Here is a 16,549-nt window from a genome sequence, read left to right as displayed (position 1 = left end):
GCTCCTTAGTGCGCGACAGCCGCCGCGCCATGCTCGTCGATGAGCGCGCCGGTATGGAAACGGTCGATGGAGAACGGAACCGCCAATGGGTGCATTTCCCCTTTGGCGAGCGAAGCAGCGAAGACGTTGCCGGAGCCGGGAGTGGCCTTGAACCCACCAGTGCCCCAGCCGCAATTGAAAAACAGGTTTTCTACCGGTGTCTTGGAAATGATTGGACAAGCATCAGGCGTGGTATCGACGATGCCGCCCCACTGGCGATTCATCCGTACGCGGGAGAGAATCGGGAACATCTCGACGATGGCTTGCAGAGTGTGCTCGATGACCGGGTACGAGCCGCGCTGACCAAAGCCGACATAGCTATCGATACCGGCACCGATCACCAGATCGCCTTTGTCCGACTGGCTGATATAGCCATGCACTGCATTGGACATGATCACGCTGTCGATCACCGGCTTGAGCGGCTCGGACACCAGCGCTTGCAAGGGGTGGGATTCCACCGGCAAGCGAAAACCGGCCAGCTTGGCCATATGACCCGAATTACCGGCCGTCACGACACCGACGCGCCGGGCCCCAATAAAGCCCTTATTGGTCTCGACGCCAACGACTGCGCCATTTTCCTTACGGAAGCCAACGACCTCAGTGTTTTGAATCAGGTCCACGCCCAGCGCATCGGCTGCACGGGCGAAACCCCAGGCTACCGCATCGTGGCGGGCTACCCCGCCCCGGCGTTGTACCGTCGCGCCCATGATCGGATAACGAGTGCTCTTGCTACAGTCGAGGTAAGGCACCTCTTCGGCCACCTGCCTGGCGTCGAGCAGTTCGCCGTCTACGCCATTCAGGCGGTTGGCACTGACGCGGCGCTCGGCTTCGCGCATGTCCTGTAACGTATGGCACAGGTTGTAGACGCCGCGCTGCGAAAACATGACGTTATAGTTCAGGTCCTGCGAGAGCCCTTCCCATAGCTTCATCGCATGCTCATACAAGTGAGCCGATTCATCCCACAGGTAGTTGGACCGTACGATGGTGGTGTTGCGCGCCGTATTGCCACCGCCCAGCCAGCCTTTTTCGATGACCGCGACGTTTTTGACGCCATGCTCCTTGGCCAGATAATAGGCCGTTGCCAGACCATGACCACCGCCGCCCACGACAATTACGTCATACACCGGCTTGGGGGTTGGCGTGCGCCACATGCGCTGCCAGTTTTCATGATGGCTTAGGGAATGCTTGAAAAGGCCGAAACCGGAATAGCGCTGCATCTGTTTGACTCCTGAACCTGTCCCCACGCATGAATAAGGATTTTCGTAGGGTGGCCTATGACTAGCTGACTCAATCGAACAAGGGTGGGTTACGCGCCTGCCAACCCACCTTATGAAGGGCTAATTAGCGGTAGACGGGATAATCTGCGCAGAGCCCGGCCACACGTTCGGCCACATGCGCCTCCACATCGGCATCGCCCAAGTGATCGAGGATGTCGCAGATCCACCCGGCCAGCTCCTGGCACTGGGCCACGCCCAGGCCACGCGTGGTCACAGCCGGAGTGCCGATTCGCAGGCCGGAGGTCACAAAGGGCGACTGAGGATCATTGGGCACGGCGTTCTTGTTGACCGTGATACCGGCGCGCCCCAGGGCGGCGTCGGCATCCTTGCCCGTGATGCCCTGTTTGATCAGGCTGACCAGGAACAGATGGTTGTCTGTCCCACCGGAGACCACGTCGTAGCCGCGCTTGATGAACACCGCAGCCATGGCCTGGGCGTTGTGGATGACCTGCTGCTGATAAGTTTTGAAGCCGGGTTCCAGGGCTTCCTTGAAGCACACCGCCTTGGCTGCAATCACGTGCATCAGAGGCCCGCCCTGCCCCCCTGGGAAAACGGCGGAATTGAGCTTTTTCTCCAATTCCTCGTTGGCCTTCGCCAAGATCAGCCCACCGCGGGGGCCACGCAGGGTCTTGTGGGTGGTGGTGGTGACCACATCGGCAAACGGAAGGGGATTGGGATACAGGCCTGCCGCAACCAGCCCCGCCACGTGAGCCATGTCGACGAACAGATAGGCACCGACCTTGTCGGCAATCTCACGGAAGCGCGGGAAGTCGAGCGTTTTCGAATAGGCCGAAAAACCGGCAATGATCATTTTCGGCTGATGTTCTACGGCCAACCGCTCGACCTCGTCATAGTCGATCAGGCCCGTTGCGGGATTCAGCCCATATTGCACCGCGTTGTAGAGCTTGCCGGAAAAGCTGACCTTGGCACCATGGGTCAGATGTCCCCCATGAGCCAGACTCATGCCCAGCACTGTGTCACCTGCTTGCAGCAAAGCCAGGAAGACCGCTGCGTTAGCCTGCGAGCCGGAGTGCGGTTGGACGTTGGCATAGTCGGCGCCAAACAGCTGCTTGGCCCGCTCGATGGCCAACTGCTCGACCTTATCGACGAACTCGCAACCGCCGTAGTAGCGCTTGCCTGGATAGCCTTCGGCATACTTGTTGGTCAGCCCGCTGCCCTGCGCCTCCATTACCCGTTGGCTGGTGTAGTTCTCCGAGGCGATCAATTCGAGGTGAGCTTCCTGGCGACGCTCCTCTTCGCTCATCGCAGCGAACAAGGCGTCGTCGTAACCCTGGATGCGGTCTTGCTTGGTAAACATCGCGTCTCTCCTGCAGCGCAGCGGAAGGCCGGCATGGCCGTCAATGGGCTGATCCTTGAGAGCGATGGTAGGACCGAGGCTGCGCATCAGAATGCCTGTTCACGCCACAAGGCGGTGCGTTTGCGACATCGCCCTCGCATCCATGCGCCAGACGAGTCGGCTGCATCGAACAGGCCGTCGATCACAGGTGCACAGGCAGGCATACATAAGAATGGCGCCATTGGTCTCTTGTCACCTGAGAGTCAGGAACCCCGGCATGCCCTTACGGCTCACACCAGAACGGTGCCGATCTGGCTAAAACCCTTATGCCAGAGCGGATGCATTTATCCTGTGATCGTGTGAGGCCTTATGACCACACCCCGCTTCGCCATCAGTCAACTCACCACCACACCCTGGCCACTCACACGTGACCTGGAGCTGTTTGCCCGTCTCAACGCCGACATTGAGCTGGCGGAAATGAAATTCGACAAGGACGCCGGCAAGCTCGCCGAACAATTCGCTCAGTTGAATGCGCATGGGTTAAGGCCCGTCTCGCTGCAGCCTGAAGTCCGTACGATTTATTCGGCGACCAGTGCACTCGAACCGGCTGATCCTGCTGAACGTACGGCCCTGATCAAGGCTACGATTGATCGCTTCGCCCCCTTCTGCACAGGCATTCCGGTCATTACCAATACCGGCGCGCTCGGCCAGAGCGGCAACGAGGCGGAAGTCTGGGAGGGCTGCATAAAGCACTACCGCGAACTGGCCGATCACGCCGCGGACAAAAGGTTGAGCATTGCCATCGAGCCGCTCAGCCCGCCCATGATGAGCCGCGACAGCATTCTCTATACCTTCATGCAGGGGTATGAGCTGGTGCAGGCGGTGGCACGAGAGAATGTAGGGCTGTGCCTGGACCTGTATAACAGCTGGCAGGATGCAGACCTCACCGACGCCATTCGACTGGCAGATGACCGAATTTTTCTGACCCAGCTTTCCGACTGGCAGCGCCCGCGGTCCTATTTTGATCGTCGTACCCTGGGCGATGGCATCATCCCGGTCAATCGCCTGCTCGCTGCCGTGAATGAAACCGGCTACGACGGGCCCTACGTTCTGGAAATTTTCTCGTCTGATGTACCCGGCGCGCTTTGGGAAGACGATGACGCGCTTGAGCAGGCCATTCTTCGCAGCAAGGCCCGCTTCGAAGAAGCCTGGGCCACAGGAGATGCGTTGGCTAATCTGGGCATCTAGAAACCCTCAGGGGGCCTGCTCGTGTCGGGGCGCCGGCCGATCCAAAGGCGGTCGGGCGGCTGAGGGTGTCGGCCGGTGGGCTTCCAGCTGGCGAATCTGGCGATCCTGCAACCGCGAGCAGGTCACGAGCGCTACTGTTGCACCGATCAGGGCATAGAACATGTCGGACTGGGTATCCCACTCATACCCCTGCGTACCTAGAAACTCCTCTGCGCCCTGCCCCAGTGCCAATGCAGCCCACCACTCGATCATCTCGTAGACGGCGCTGACCGCCACCGCCACGCACCCGGAGAGAAACGCGAGCATTTTGTAACCGGACACCTGCCGCTCACGGATCAGGATCTCGCGAGCCAGCAGGCACGGCACGAATCCTTGCATGAAGTGCCCCAGCTTGTCATAGGGATTACGGTCCATATCCAGCCACTCCTGAATCCAGCTACCCAGGGGCACGCGAGCGTAACTGTAGGCGCCTCCTGCAATCAGCCCCAAGGCGTGAATCGTAATCAGGATATACAGCAGCGGTGTGAGGCTGAAGCGCTCATGCGTGGTGATCAGCAGCGGCAGCACAATCAGCACCGGAAAGATTTCCATTAGCCATGTCGTGCGGTCATAGGGCGCGATGCTGGAGACGACCAGTGCCGCACATACGATGAGGACGAGTGATCGAAGCAGCCATTTGTGTTGAGTCATTCCATCCGCCTTACGTCGTTCCGCAGTCAGGCCAGCCTGCGAGGAGCAGACCGCATTACAGAACGGTAGACCGCAGGAAGCCAGCGTTGGGTCGGTGGCAGACTCAATTCGTTACGTTACGTTTATACCTTGCGCCAGACCGACGCCAGCCAGGGCTGCTGCTCCCGAGGCAAACCGGCGGGCCGGTAATAGTGTTCCAGTTCGACGAACCCCGTGTCGGTCAGATAACGCTTCCAGCTGTCGAAGTCGTGGTAGGCACCATAGCGCCGACCATTCCAGCCTTCGCGGTTGTCACCTCGCGGATTGGAGCTGAACAGCACGCCGCGCGGCTTGAGCGTGGTATGCAACGCCTTGAGTACGCGTGGCAACTCGCTGAGCGGGACATGAAACAGCGTGGCGTTGGCAAACACCCCATCGAAATGCGCTGGCGGAAGATCCAGGGCAAGAAAGTTTTGATGCCAGACCTCGCACCCCGAATCGGCGCGAGCCATGGCTACGAATTCGGCAGACCCGTCGACGCCCACGGGAGAGTGTCCCAGACGCGTGAACGTTTTCAGGTCCCGACCCGGCCCGCAGCCAAAGTCGAGAATGCGCTGCGGGGCCTGACCTTCCAAATGCCTGAGCAGCGCCTCGATGTTCTGGCTGACATCATGATCTCGCGTGCCCTCGCGAAAACGCTCGGCCGTCTGGTCGTAGTCCGCCAGCGTCAGGGCAGTGATTCGTTCGAGCTCATCAGGCAAGGTCATGGCGTCGTCCAGTCAATCAACGGTTTCGTTCAAATGCCGCTTCCAGGGCATCGTTGATGGTACGCAATACCTTGACCCGGGCGAAGCGTTTATCGTTGGCTTCGACCAGTGTCCAAGGGGCAATTTCGGTGCTGTTGCGCGCGACCATGTCTTCGACTGCGGCGCTGTACACATCCCACTTGTCACGGTTGCGCCAGTCTTCCTCAGTGATCTTGAACCGCTTGAACGGGGTCTCCTCACGTTCTTTGAAGCGCTTGAGCTGCGTATCCGAATCGATGGCCAGCCAGAATTTGACCAGTACGATACCGGCATCTGTCAGCTGCTCCTCGAAATCGTTGATTTCGCTGTAAGCCCTGAGCCAGTCCGCCTCGTTGGCAAAGCCTTCTACCCGCTCTACCAGCACGCGGCCATACCAAGAACGGTCAAAGACGGTAAAACCGCCTAATCGTGGAATATGCCGCCAGAATCGCCACAGATAGGGTTGCGCACGCTCCTCTTCAGACGGTGCGGCAATGGGAATGATGCGGTATTGCCGAGGATCGAGTGCCCCGGTTACCCGGCGGATCGTGCTGCCCTTGCCAGCGGCATCGTTTCCCTCGAACACGGCGACCAGCGCATGACGCTTGAAGCGCTTGTCCCGCACGAGTCCGGCCAGCCGTGCCTGCTCGGCGATAAGCTGCTCCTTGTATTCGTCCTTGCTAAGGAACTGGGACATATCCAGGCTGCTCAACACGCCACGTCCATCCAGGTTAGGCGGTAGTGGAGCGGTGTGTGGGCTGCGGGGCGGCTGTGCGTCTCGCTCAAGCGCGCCGTTCAAGGCTTCGAGCAGGATGTTGCCTACCATCAGGCTGCGGTAATTTTCGTCGTAACCGGCTACCACATACCAGGGCGCATAGTCGCGGCTGGTCCGCCGCAGAACGTGCTCGCCGTGCTCGACAAACTTGTCGTAGGTCCGGGACTGTTGCCAGTCCAGCGGGCTGATGCGCCAGCTATGCAATGGGTCGTCCTTGAGGACCTTGAGCCGGTGCTTGAGCTGTTTCTTGGACAGGTGAAACCAGAATTTGAGGATCAATGCACCCTCGTCACTGAGCATGCGCTCCAGGCGCTCGGCGTCGCCGATGCCCTCCTCCAGCTCAGCCGATTTGATGCGTTTTTCCACGCGGGCGTGCAGGAGCTGGCTGTACCAGTTACCAAAGAAGATGCCAATCCGCCCCTTGGGCGGCAGGCGCTGCCAGTAGCGCCAGGCCGGTGGGCGTAGCCGCTCTTCCTCGGTTCGCTCCAGAAAGGATTCGACCTGGATCAGGCGCGGGTCCATCCATTCGCTCAACAGCTTAACTGTTTCGCCCTTGCCGGCACCTTCTACGCCGTTGATCAGCAGAATGACCGGAAACCGTCCCTGCTCCTTGAGTTTATACTGCGCATCCAGCAGCGCCTGACGCAGCTTTGGTACAGCCGCCTCGTAGGTTTCCCTGTCGATGACGTGATCGGTTTCGGCGGATTCAAACATGCGGCTCTCCCCTGTCAGCCCAGCCTTTCAAGCGCGTATGGCACAGTAATCGTCTTGTATTGGAACCCAAGCGATGCGGGTCGTTCGTTCCAGTGAACGTGACTTTACCGGGTCTAACGACCCCTACATTCAAGATACCGTAATTACCGGACGCTTCATGAAAGAACACATTACGCCTTTTCAACTGCTGATCCTGGTCTTGTCGTTTTATGTATTGGGCTCACTGGTAGCCGATCTGTTTTTTGCCCTGCCGCCGGAAGTCTCGCAATTGCTCGGTTATCTGGATAATGGGGTTTGTGTCTTTTTCTTCATCGACTTCTGTTTGCGCTTTCGCGCAGCGCCCAACAAATGGCACTTCATGCGCTGGGGCTGGCTTGATCTGCTGGCCTGTATTCCTGCAGCCGGTTTTCAGGGCGCCAAGCTGGTCCGCGTGGTGCAGATCTTGCGCATCCTGCGTGCGATCAAGTCGCTTGCGATGATCTGGCGACTCCTGTTTCGCAATCGCGCCGAAGGCATTGTTGCATCGGCCGCCACGGCGACCCTGCTTCTGGTGGCATTTGGCGCCATCACCATGCTGATGGTCGAAGCGCCCAACCCTGAAAGCTCCATCAATACGGCCGAAGAAGCGCTCTGGTGGGCCTTTGTGACCGTGACTACCGTAGGCTATGGCGACTTTTATCCAGTCACTACACTAGGCCGCATCGTGGCTGTCATGCTGATGATTGGCGGCGTGGGGTTATTCGGCAGCTTTGCCGCGTACATCGGCTCGCTGGTTCTGACGGACAAGGATGAGCAGGACGCCCACGAGCAGAACACTGACCGCGAGATGATGCGTGCCTTGATGGCCAAGGTAGATGAGCTGCACGAGGAAGTCCGAACGCTGCGCCAGGAGCTGCATGCCACCCGCGCGGCGGAAATACCGCATCCGACCAAGGATAGCTAAGGCTGCGCCCTGCTGAATTGACCGGGATTAAAAGAAAACGTCGATGGGCATCGGTTGGACTGGCGTCTTTCTCAGCACGCTAGATCTCTAGCGGTAAAACTCCCCGGCGTGAACGGCCACACGCTCTAGGGCCGAACTAACCCCCTGCTTTTTCACTCATCTTTACTGAATCCACCGCTTGGCTGACAGCGAAACGCACAGGCAAATCTTTAACTATTGTCAGGCTTATATGACAGTTTGATGAAGATTGATCGACGCCACTGGTTCGCCAGCAATGCCCCCGATACTCTCGGAGGCGATATGCTCAGCTGAGCACCAAGTCCTTACAGGAGAGGGAAATGTCGTTTCGTATTCAAGCGCGTAAGCGGGTTGACGATGAGATCCGCCGTGTAGTGGTTGAACGGATAGAAAAAGCCCAGGAATCCTTGAGCGCAGGCTCGGCCAAAGGCGTGCACAACGCCCGCAAGCGGCTAAAAGAAATCCGCGCCGTGCTGAGACTGGTGCGCGAACCCTTAGGCAAAAAAGTCTTCACGGCTCAAAACATTCGCTTTCGCGATCTCGGTCAGGGCTTGTCCAGCCTGCGTGATGCCGCAGCCGTCATCGAAAGCTGGGATGCCCTGACCGAAACCAACCGCAAGCGCTTCAATTCACCGGCCATGAAGCGCGTCAGGGGCCGACTCGTCGAGCGGGCTGAAAAGACGTCCCAAGGTGAGGCAGCCAGTTCCCATGCCGATCTGGTGGAAGCATTGGAAGACGCCAAGTACAAGGTGTCTACCTGGAAGTTCAAAGGCAAAGACTTTGGCCTTTTGGAAAGCGGCATTCTCAAGACCTACAAAGACGGCCGTCTGGCACTCAAGGTCGCTCGCAGTAATGCCACTGACGAAACCCTGCACGAATGGCGCAAGCGTGTGAAGGATCACTGGTATCACACACAGCTGCTGATGGACGCCTGGCCAGAGCACTTCAAATCACGCCAGAAGTGCCTGGAAAAGCTGTCTGCTTATCTGGGTGATGACCACGACTTGGCGGTGATGCAGCTTTTGCTCGAGCAGGAGTCTGATCTGTTTGGTGCCGTCAGCACACGTCAGGCCATCAACGAAAGCATTCTTGTCCACCGCGCGCAATTACAGGCCAAGGCCATGGAGCTGGGGCAGCGTATTTACGTAGATAAGCCGGGCGCGCTCCTGGAGCATTGGGAAAAGCTGTGGAACATCACAGCCATGCCGAGCAAAGCTAAAAAAGCCAAGAAACACGAGCCAGCCGGCCTGTTGCCCTATCTGGTCGAGCCGGTCACCGCATAAGCGGATCGACTCGCCTCATGCGGGTCAGGGCAGCTAATCGCCGCTCTGGCCCGAGCTAGACATGTTCCTGCCTTTTTCTGCAAATTTCGCAACATTAACGGGCACATTTCCTTCAATTAGCCTTGGAACTTGTCTTCCTCGGTGCGCTTCGAAGCTAGTGTTCGATGCGGGATGGTCGGTCAAGCCAGGCAAAAAGATCAAAGGGAGCGGCAACAGCGCCTGCACTCTTTCAGATATGGCCAGATCAAGCCGACCGTCACAAATCAACACTTTGTGCATGACGCATGCTGGACGAGACGTGCCAGCCCGTGCGGCGGCCATCCCCTATTTCCTTGAGGTGTGTGCCATGAAGACGAAACACGTGATTGCAGGTCTGTTGCTGTCGGTTGCCGGCACTGGCTTCGCCTGGGCCGATCAGCCTGGTGCGGACTGGATGCCCAAGAAAGAAGTCGAAGCCAAGATCATTGAAAGCGGTTATACCTCCGTGAGCCGCCTGGATGCCGAAAATGGCGAATGGGTTGGCAAGGGCCTCAAGCTCAACTCGGAGAAGTATCGTTTCCGGGCCGATCCCCGTACCGGCAATATCATTCAGGAAGAAATCGATCGTGAAGAAGTAGGTCGTAAGACGATCGATTGATCCGCTGTTCACCAGCCCTGCGTAGAACTTGGTCTCTTGCAGGGCTGAAACCTATTCTCCATCAGCCTCTTCTCGTGGACGGATCTTGCCGCGGAACACCCAGAAGCCGTACGTACTGTACGCCAGGGTGAACGGAATCAGTACGGTAAACCCAGTCAGCATGAATGCTTGGCTCGCGGTCGGTGACGATGCCTGAAAAATGGTCAGCGCAGGCGGGATGACCAAGGGGTACAAGGCCAGGATCAAGGCGGCGTACGCCACCATAAACCAGCCCAATACGGCAAACAGGGGCAGGTAATGGATGCGGCACGGCAATGCCTTCCAGAAGGCCAGCGCCAGAAGCGCCATCAGTCCTAGAAGGGGGATCACCCACTCGCCCTGGGCCCAGCGCTCCCGATACAGAGGGTGAAGTCCTGCGGTCCACACGATGACCAGCCCCATGAGCAGCAAGGTGAACCCACCCAACAGCGATGCCTGTTTTCGGGCCCGAGCCTGCAAGTCACCCTCCGTGCGCCAGACCAGCCAGCAGGCTCCCAGTAGCGCGTATCCCACCACCAGACCGATCCCACAGGTCAGCGTAAAACCACTTAGCCAGTCCCAGCCATTACCCGTGTACCGGCTGCCATCGTTTGGAATCCCCTGAATCAACCCACCCAGGACAATGCCCTGGCAAAGGCCGGCCAGCGTAGACGCCCCGGCGAATGCCACATCATGCCAGCGCCGATGTGCCGGAGTTGCGCGGTCACGAAACTCCAACGATACGCCCCGAAACACCAGAGCCAGCAACATGGCAATGATGGGTACATACATGGCGGTAAAAAAGATGCTGTATGCCGCGGGAAACAGAGCCAGCAATCCGCCGCCACCCAGCACCAGCCACGTCTCGTTGCCATCCCAGATGGGGAGAATGGAAAACGCCATGACATGGCGGCTCTGCGTCTCCTTGTGGAACGGAAACAAAATACCGACACCCAGATCCGTCCCGTCCAGTACCACATAAGTGATGATGGCGAATGCCAGCGCCGCGGCGGAGAGTTGATGGATCAAATCGGCGGACATGGAGTTACTCACCGGTCTCGTTGGCAAGGGAGGGTTCGGGGCCCTTTTCATCAGCCCTGGGTGCCCTGGCCATGGCCCGAAGCATATAGAGAAGCCCAATCCCGAAGACGATCACATAGGCAGCCAGAATGCTTAAGGTTGAGGTCATAACGAAAGAAAAGGACTGTGCCGAACTGCTGTCAGCCGTGCGCAACAATCCATAGACCGTGAATGGCTGTCGCCCGGTCTCGGTCACGACCCATCCGGCCAGCATGGCGATAAAGCCGGCCGGTCCCATCGGGAGCACGATCCAGTGCAGCCAGCGGGCGGTGTATAGGCGCCCACGCGTACGCACGATCAGGCTGGCAATGCCGACGGTCGCCATCAGCAGGCCCAGCCCCACCATGAGCCGAAAGGCAAAGAATACGATAGGAACTGGAGGGAGATCGCTGGCCGGAAACTCGCTCAGGCTTTGGATGGTGCCGGCCCAGTTGTGGCGCAGGTACAAGGAGCCAATGTGCGGGATCGCCAGCTCCAAATGATTACGCTGCTGCTCCATATCCGGTACGGCAAACAGCCGTAGCGGCTCGCCCTCCCCCGGTGCCGGTCGGTTCCACGACCCTTCCATGGCTGCAACCTTCTGCGGCTGATGCTCCAGGGTGTTTTCCCCATGCAGATCCCCGGCAATGATCTGCAGTGGCCCAACGATGGCTACTACCCACATGGCCATGGAAAACATGATCCGCGCCCGCGGATTCGACGCATCGCGCAGCAGATGCCAGGCGCCAACAGCCCCCACCATGAAAGCGGTGTCTAGAAAGGCGGCAAAGGTCATGTGAACGAAGCGGTAAGGAAAGGAGGGATTGAAAATAATGGCGAGCCACTCTTCCGGCACGAAACGGCCATCCGGCCCGATGGAGTAACCGGCAGGCGTGTGCATCCAGGAGTTGGCGGCCAGAATCCAGAAAGCGCTGAACAGCGAACCCACCGCTACCGCACAGGTTGTGAAGAAGTGGAGCTTGGGGCCTACCTTCTTCATGCCAAATAGCATGACGCCAAGGAAACCGGCCTCCAGAAAAAACGCCACCATGACTTCATAGAACATCAACGGGCCGATGATCGAACCCGCCTGGGTCGAGAGGCGTCCCCAGTTGGTGCCGAACTCGAACTCCATGACCACACCCGATACAGTTCCGACCGCCACGTTCAGCGCAAAGATCTTTAGCCAGAACTTATAGAGATCAAGATAGGCCTGCTGTCTTTTCCACAGCCAGAGCCCTTCCAGGGCCATGAGAAAATTGGCGAGTCCGATGCTGAACGCAGCCAGCACGATATGAAAGCCGATAGTGATGCCAAACTGGGCTCGGGCGATCTGCAGGGCGGGATCAGTGACGTCCATAAAAACCTGAAGGGCAAGCGTTACGAAGCGAGAGGCTTTGGCCGCTCGGCTTCAAACCTCGCTATTGCGACAACAGGGATGGCGTTTCAATTCCATTTTAATACTGACCCAGCGCCTCACATCTTGCTTAGCGGAGGATAAACCCGGTCGCGCCCGGCCGCCTTGGCGGCGTAGAGCGCCTCATCGGCTGACTTGATCAAGTGCTGGCTGGTCGCCCCCTTGCCCTTGGGAACACAACTGAAGACACCGGCACTGATCGTGACGATACGGCCGTTTTCATTACCCTCATGCAGGATCGCCAATTTGCGAACAGCGTTGAGCATGTTTTCGGCCACCTGATGGGTACCGGCATCGTCTGTATCCGGGAGCAGCACTGTAATCTCTTCGCCCCCATAGCGGACAGCCAGGTCGACAGCGCGACGGGTACAGGACAGCACGGCTTCCGCTACGGCCTTGATGCACTCGTCGCCGGCTGGATGACCATAGAGGTCGTTGTAGCGCTTGAAATGATCGATGTCGATCATGATGATGCCCAGCGACGTCTGCGCCCGCCGAGCCCGGCTGATCTCGGCCTTGAGGGCCATGTCGAACTGCCGCCGGTTCGCAAGCCCGGTCAGGCTGTCTTCCATGGCCATTTTCTCTAGCGCATGGTGCGACTCACGTAGCGCCCGCTCCGTCTCCAGGTCGATACGGATCTGCCGAATCAGGGCCAATCCGAACCCGGCTACGGCAATCAGCAGAATCCCGGTAATAAACGACCGGCTCATGTCCTTGTACCAGGACGCCAGGGCCGCTTCCTTGGAAACAGCCGCCATGACCACCAGTGGGTACTTGTCCATCTTGCGGTAGGCCGACATACGCTCGACCCCATCCACAATGGATTTCACCATGCCCGTCCCGGTTGCTGAGACCGGTAGCAGCTCGCTGAAGATACGCCCCTTGGCCAGGCTTTTGCCGATCAAGGCTTCGTCAAACGGGCGGCGCACCAGTATGGTTCCGTCATGGAGGGCAAGGAAGATAGTCCCCTGCTGATCGATATCGAAGTCTGCGTAGAAACGATTGAAATACTCGACTCTCAATGTTGCCAGCGCGACGCCGGCGAAGCGCCCGTCGGGATGATTGATCCGCCGAGACACCGGAATCACCAGCTCGTTTGTCGTGCGGCTACGGATGACCGGCCCGATATGCGGTCCCAGGTCCTTATGGGTACGGTGATAGGCAAAATATTCCCGATCCCCATTGTTCATGTTTACCGGATCGTGACTGTTCGAGGTGACGATCCAGCGCCCGTCCTGGTCGTAGATGAACAACCCATGCAGCTGGGGCAGTGCATTTATCCGATCCTGCAACCAGGCCTTCATGCGGACCCGGTTGGTCTCTTCGATTCCATCCCAGGCTAGTCGCTCGGCAATGCCGGCCAGAACAATATCGACCTCTTCGACCGTATCATCGGCATGTTGCGCCAGTGAGCGTGCCAGGTTGGAAGTGGCGACCTCGGCCTCCTGAAGCCGCTCGCCCCGCCCCCGTAAGGCCTGCCAGATATCCAGACTGAAAAGGGACAGGCAGACCAGGATCACGAAGCCGAGCGCGAGACGCTGTGACGGCCATCGGCTGGCCCTCTTCGAGATCTCGTGGGGGTCTGGCATGCTTCGCTATCCTTATAATCTTCTTACGACGGCGAACCCATCACCGCAGTGTTTCAATCATAGCCAAAGGTCATCAGACAAGCCGCTGTTTTATTTGATCTTCTGGTGTCAATGAGGTCTGGGACAGCGCGAACCCCTTCTTGCCGCGCCGCTTGACCTCATACATGGCCCGATCGGCATTCTTGAGCAGCTCGTCCAAATCCACACCCTGCTCCGGATACAGAGCGATACCGATGCTGGTAGAGAGGTAAAGGCGGTGCGGTCCGATGATCAGGTCAGCCTCAATGGTCTTCAGGATCTTCGTGGCGACATTGCTGGCATCCTCGATCCGCTTCAGATCACCCAACAGCACAACAAACTCATCGCCCCCCAGGCGGACCACCGTATCACTCTGACGTACAGCACTCTTCAGGCGATGCGCTACTTGCCTGAGGACTTCATCGCCCACGTCATGCCCCAGGGTGTCGTTGATCTCCTTGAAGTGATCGAGGTCCATCAGCATGACCCCCAAGACCTCCTGGTTTCGCTTGGCCCGCTCGATGGCCATGCTCATCCGGTCGGCCATCAGCGTGCGATTGGGCAAGCCGGTCAAACCGTCATGCAGAGCCTGGTAGCGCATCAGCTCCTCGGCCCGCTTGCGCTCGGTAATGTCGTAGGCAATCCCCAGATACCCCGTGATCTGCCCCGTCTGGTCACGCAACGCCGTCACGGCCAGGTTGACGGGTAACCGTACCCCGCCACGGCAGACAAAACCGCATTCGTGTTCCTCCTCGGGCTTTTCCTGCGCCAGCCTGACAAAACTCTCCCACTCCGTCACCGTACGGCCCAGCGCCTGGCTCAGCTGCTCGGCCTTGACCGATTGCTCATTGGCATCCAGCAGGTCGCTGATGTACTGCGTCTCGACCAGCTCTGCCCGGGAGTAGCCCAGCAGCCGTTCACCGGCCGGATTAACTGTACGCAGGCGGCCCTCAGGATCGGTCGAGAAGATGCAGAACGGCGAATGCAGCAGGATCGCCTCGTTCAGGGCACCTGTCATCAGAGCCTGCTGCCGTGCCTGATGCAGGTCAGTCTGGTCACTGATCAGCACAATCAAACGCTGGACTCCATCTTGCTCGGCGACCGTAATGGCCATATTCAGGCTGCGGCACTGACCTTTTGCCGACGCGTATTGCGTGTCGAGCCAGACACTGCTGGTCGCGCCCTGACGCAGATCATTCAAAATGCGATCTCCCTTCACGGTCAGCAGATGCGCCAGCGAGCGCCCCTTGGCCTCAGCAGCCGGCAAGCCCAGCATCTGCTCACCTGCTGGATTGATTTTCAAGACAGTCATGGCCGGGTCGCTTTCCGTGATCACGATGCCTTCCGCCGCCCCGTCGATAATAGAGCGTATCCGCGCTTCGCTTTCCCGGTAGGCGCGACTCATACGATCTGCCAGTTGCTCGGCACGGGCACGCATGGTGGCCAATGACGCCACCAACACACAGAGCAGCAGGGTAAGTCCCAGACCACTGAACAATACGACCTGTGCACGGCTGGCAGGGGCTGCTGTCTCGAAGGCAGGCAGGGTAACGAAACGCAATGTCCACTGCCGTCCGGCTACGTCAATATGTTGGAGGCTGTCGAAGCGGGGTATGTAACCTGGCAGGGTACTCACCAGATCCATACGCCTTGAATACAGGCGGTTTGCCGCTGCAGGTTGCTCACCATCGTAGATTTCAAGTGCCAGATCATCGGCACGGTCTTTCAGGGCGGCCGTCATCAGATCGCCCATCCTGAAGGGGGCGAAAACAAATCCTCGCAAGGCCTTTCGTCGCTGCTCGACCGTCTGGGTCGGCATGTCGCTGAAATAGGACGGTACGAACATCAGGGTACCGGCCTGAGGGTTCTCGGTCTCCTGCACAAGCGTGATCTTCCCGCTCAGGCTTACCTGGCCTGAGTCACGGGCCTGTTCGGCCGCCGCTCGCCGGTTCGCTTCAGAAAACATATCGAACCCGAATGCCCTCAGGTTGCGCCCCATAAAGGGCTCGATATAGAGAACAGGAATGAACGTATCGCGTCCGCTGTCGGTTCTGATCTCGTAACCTGGAAAGCTCTCTTTGCGAACACGCGCCTCAAAACTGTTTTTATTACGCGCAGCAATCAACGGGGCGAAACCAAAACCCTGCATCCCTGGGTAATCCTCTTCGAGCCGCATGTTTTCGGCAAACTGGCGCCATTCCAATCGGGAAATCTCATCGCCGGCATTGAACAGACTGCTCCCCGCCCGCAACAGGCGTTCATAACGTGCCATTGCGCCATCCAGCTCCCGGGTAATTTCCGATGCGCCACGGGAAAAGCGCTCACGGGCGGCCTCCTGCTCAGAACCTTGCAGGATGTGCCAGGCAAACAGCGTCACGGTAAGCCCAAGGGCTGCCACACTGGAGACCAGTACGAGGGAGCGCTGGGTTAGCCACAGGGAAAACGAGGATCGAAACATGATCATTCAACGAGACAGTCAGATGGATAGGCGGTAACCCAGTCTTCATATCGGCAGAAAGCAATGGAGTTTAAGGTCTGACCTGCAGCGAATACCGACCGGCGTGAGGCATGCGGATGCAGATGAGCGCAGAACAGGTATAGCCAAAGGCTTACACGCACAAGGCGTCATTGGCTCTAGGTATGAATGCATAAGGTGCGTAATCTACACCTATCGGACTGCAGCGCAGGAAGCGCTCAGGTAGATCAAGGATGAATGACCAGGCCAGGATGGCAGCTCTACAGGACGTTGAGTAAGGTCAACCA

13 protein-coding genes are annotated in these 16,549 nt (G+C 58.5%); 4 read left to right on the top strand and 9 right to left on the bottom strand.

What is annotated here, in order from left to right; translation table 11 throughout:
• Window positions 1–5: 5 nt before the first annotated feature.
• Together PLU01S_RS08320 and glyA are read right to left on the bottom strand one after the other, a co-directional pair.
• Complete coding sequence (locus PLU01S_RS08320; RefSeq protein WP_074827173.1) at window positions 6–1,256, bottom strand: sarcosine oxidase subunit beta family protein; 1,251 nt, start codon at window positions 1,254–1,256, stop codon at window positions 6–8.
• A 124-nt stretch (window positions 1,257–1,380) separates the two neighbouring features.
• Window positions 1,381–2,634, bottom strand: coding sequence for a serine hydroxymethyltransferase (gene glyA, locus PLU01S_RS08315; protein WP_010796177.1), 1,254 nt, complete (start codon window positions 2,632–2,634; stop codon window positions 1,381–1,383).
• Between the two features lie 348 nt (window positions 2,635–2,982).
• Between glyA and PLU01S_RS08310 the strand changes: the two genes are divergently transcribed.
• Window positions 2,983–3,861: a sugar phosphate isomerase/epimerase family protein gene (locus tag PLU01S_RS08310; protein WP_074827175.1), complete on the top strand. Its 879-nt coding sequence runs from the start codon at window positions 2,983–2,985 to the stop codon at window positions 3,859–3,861.
• Window positions 3,862–3,867: 6 nt separating this feature from the next.
• On the opposite strand, the gene PLU01S_RS08305 is transcribed toward PLU01S_RS08310, so the two are convergent.
• From PLU01S_RS08305 to pap, 3 genes are all read right to left on the bottom strand, one after another.
• Window positions 3,868–4,551 carry a DUF2238 domain-containing protein gene (locus PLU01S_RS08305; protein ID WP_074827177.1) on the bottom strand — a complete coding sequence of 228 codons (684 nt, stop codon included), beginning with the start codon at window positions 4,549–4,551 and terminating at the stop codon, window positions 3,868–3,870.
• A gap of 122 nt (window positions 4,552–4,673) precedes the next feature.
• Window positions 4,674–5,297: a class I SAM-dependent methyltransferase gene (locus tag PLU01S_RS08300; RefSeq protein WP_074827179.1), complete on the bottom strand. Its 624-nt coding sequence runs from the start codon at window positions 5,295–5,297 to the stop codon at window positions 4,674–4,676.
• A gap of 16 nt (window positions 5,298–5,313) precedes the next feature.
• Window positions 5,314–6,804 (bottom strand): polyphosphate:AMP phosphotransferase, encoded by a 1,491-nt coding sequence (gene pap, locus PLU01S_RS08295; RefSeq protein ID WP_074827181.1) that lies wholly within the window; start codon window positions 6,802–6,804, stop codon window positions 5,314–5,316.
• Window positions 6,805–6,961: 157 nt separating this feature from the next.
• Between pap and PLU01S_RS08290 the strand changes: the two genes are divergently transcribed.
• From PLU01S_RS08290 to PLU01S_RS25335, 3 genes are all read left to right on the top strand, one after another.
• Complete coding sequence (locus PLU01S_RS08290; RefSeq protein WP_037030590.1) at window positions 6,962–7,747, top strand: ion transporter; 786 nt, start codon at window positions 6,962–6,964, stop codon at window positions 7,745–7,747.
• 338 nt (window positions 7,748–8,085) lie between these two features.
• Window positions 8,086–9,048 carry a CHAD domain-containing protein gene (locus tag PLU01S_RS08285; protein ID WP_074827183.1) on the top strand — a complete coding sequence of 321 codons (963 nt, stop codon included), beginning with the start codon at window positions 8,086–8,088 and terminating at the stop codon, window positions 9,046–9,048.
• Between the two features lie 346 nt (window positions 9,049–9,394).
• The gene (locus PLU01S_RS25335; protein ID WP_010796185.1) at window positions 9,395–9,685 is read left to right on the top strand and encodes a PepSY domain-containing protein; all 291 of its coding nucleotides are present in this window, start codon (window positions 9,395–9,397) and stop codon (window positions 9,683–9,685) included.
• 51 nt (window positions 9,686–9,736) lie between these two features.
• Here PLU01S_RS25335 and cydB read toward each other — a convergent pair whose 3' ends face one another.
• From cydB to PLU01S_RS08260, 4 genes are all read right to left on the bottom strand, one after another.
• A complete protein-coding gene (cydB, locus tag PLU01S_RS08275) occupies window positions 9,737–10,744 on the bottom strand; it encodes a cytochrome d ubiquinol oxidase subunit II (protein ID WP_074827185.1) in 1,008 nt (335 codons plus the stop codon).
• Between the two features lie 4 nt (window positions 10,745–10,748).
• On the bottom strand, window positions 10,749–12,122 hold the full coding sequence (locus PLU01S_RS08270; protein WP_074827187.1) for a cytochrome ubiquinol oxidase subunit I: 1,374 nt from the start codon (window positions 12,120–12,122) through the stop codon (window positions 10,749–10,751).
• A 116-nt stretch (window positions 12,123–12,238) separates the two neighbouring features.
• The gene (locus tag PLU01S_RS08265) at window positions 12,239–13,768 is read right to left on the bottom strand and encodes a sensor domain-containing diguanylate cyclase (protein ID WP_074827188.1); all 1,530 of its coding nucleotides are present in this window, start codon (window positions 13,766–13,768) and stop codon (window positions 12,239–12,241) included.
• Window positions 13,769–13,841: 73 nt separating this feature from the next.
• Window positions 13,842–16,244 carry a sensor domain-containing diguanylate cyclase gene (locus PLU01S_RS08260; RefSeq protein ID WP_074827190.1) on the bottom strand — a complete coding sequence of 801 codons (2,403 nt, stop codon included), beginning with the start codon at window positions 16,242–16,244 and terminating at the stop codon, window positions 13,842–13,844.
• Window positions 16,245–16,549 lie beyond the last annotated feature (305 nt).

Source organism: Pseudomonas luteola NBRC 103146 (assembly GCF_002091675.1).
GTDB lineage: Bacteria > Pseudomonadota > Gammaproteobacteria > Pseudomonadales > Pseudomonadaceae > Chryseomonas > Chryseomonas luteola.
This window is presented reverse-complemented; position numbering and strand designations above follow the sequence as displayed.

Bases quoted from the DNA above. Each gene is read 5' to 3' on its own strand.
- PLU01S_RS08320 (WP_074827173.1), bottom strand. From the start codon at position 1,256: ATGCAGCGCTATTCCGGTTTCGGCCTTTTCAAGCATTCCCTAAGCCAT.
- glyA (WP_010796177.1), bottom strand. From the start codon at position 2,634: ATGTTTACCAAGCAAGACCGCATCCAGGGTTACGACGACGCCTTGTTC.
- PLU01S_RS08310 (WP_074827175.1), top strand. From the start codon at position 2,983: ATGACCACACCCCGCTTCGCCATCAGTCAACTCACCACCACACCCTGG.
- PLU01S_RS08305 (WP_074827177.1), bottom strand. From the start codon at position 4,551: ATGACTCAACACAAATGGCTGCTTCGATCACTCGTCCTCATCGTATGT.
- PLU01S_RS08300 (WP_074827179.1), bottom strand. From the start codon at position 5,297: ATGACCTTGCCTGATGAGCTCGAACGAATCACTGCCCTGACGCTGGCG.
- pap (WP_074827181.1), bottom strand. From the start codon at position 6,804: ATGTTTGAATCCGCCGAAACCGATCACGTCATCGACAGGGAAACCTAC.
- PLU01S_RS08290 (WP_037030590.1), top strand. From the start codon at position 6,962: ATGAAAGAACACATTACGCCTTTTCAACTGCTGATCCTGGTCTTGTCG.
- PLU01S_RS08285 (WP_074827183.1), top strand. From the start codon at position 8,086: ATGTCGTTTCGTATTCAAGCGCGTAAGCGGGTTGACGATGAGATCCGC.
- PLU01S_RS25335 (WP_010796185.1), top strand. From the start codon at position 9,395: ATGAAGACGAAACACGTGATTGCAGGTCTGTTGCTGTCGGTTGCCGGC.
- cydB (WP_074827185.1), bottom strand. From the start codon at position 10,744: ATGTCCGCCGATTTGATCCATCAACTCTCCGCCGCGGCGCTGGCATTC.
- PLU01S_RS08270 (WP_074827187.1), bottom strand. From the start codon at position 12,122: ATGGACGTCACTGATCCCGCCCTGCAGATCGCCCGAGCCCAGTTTGGC.
- PLU01S_RS08265 (WP_074827188.1), bottom strand. From the start codon at position 13,768: ATGCCAGACCCCCACGAGATCTCGAAGAGGGCCAGCCGATGGCCGTCA.
- PLU01S_RS08260 (WP_074827190.1), bottom strand. From the start codon at position 16,244: ATGTTTCGATCCTCGTTTTCCCTGTGGCTAACCCAGCGCTCCCTCGTA.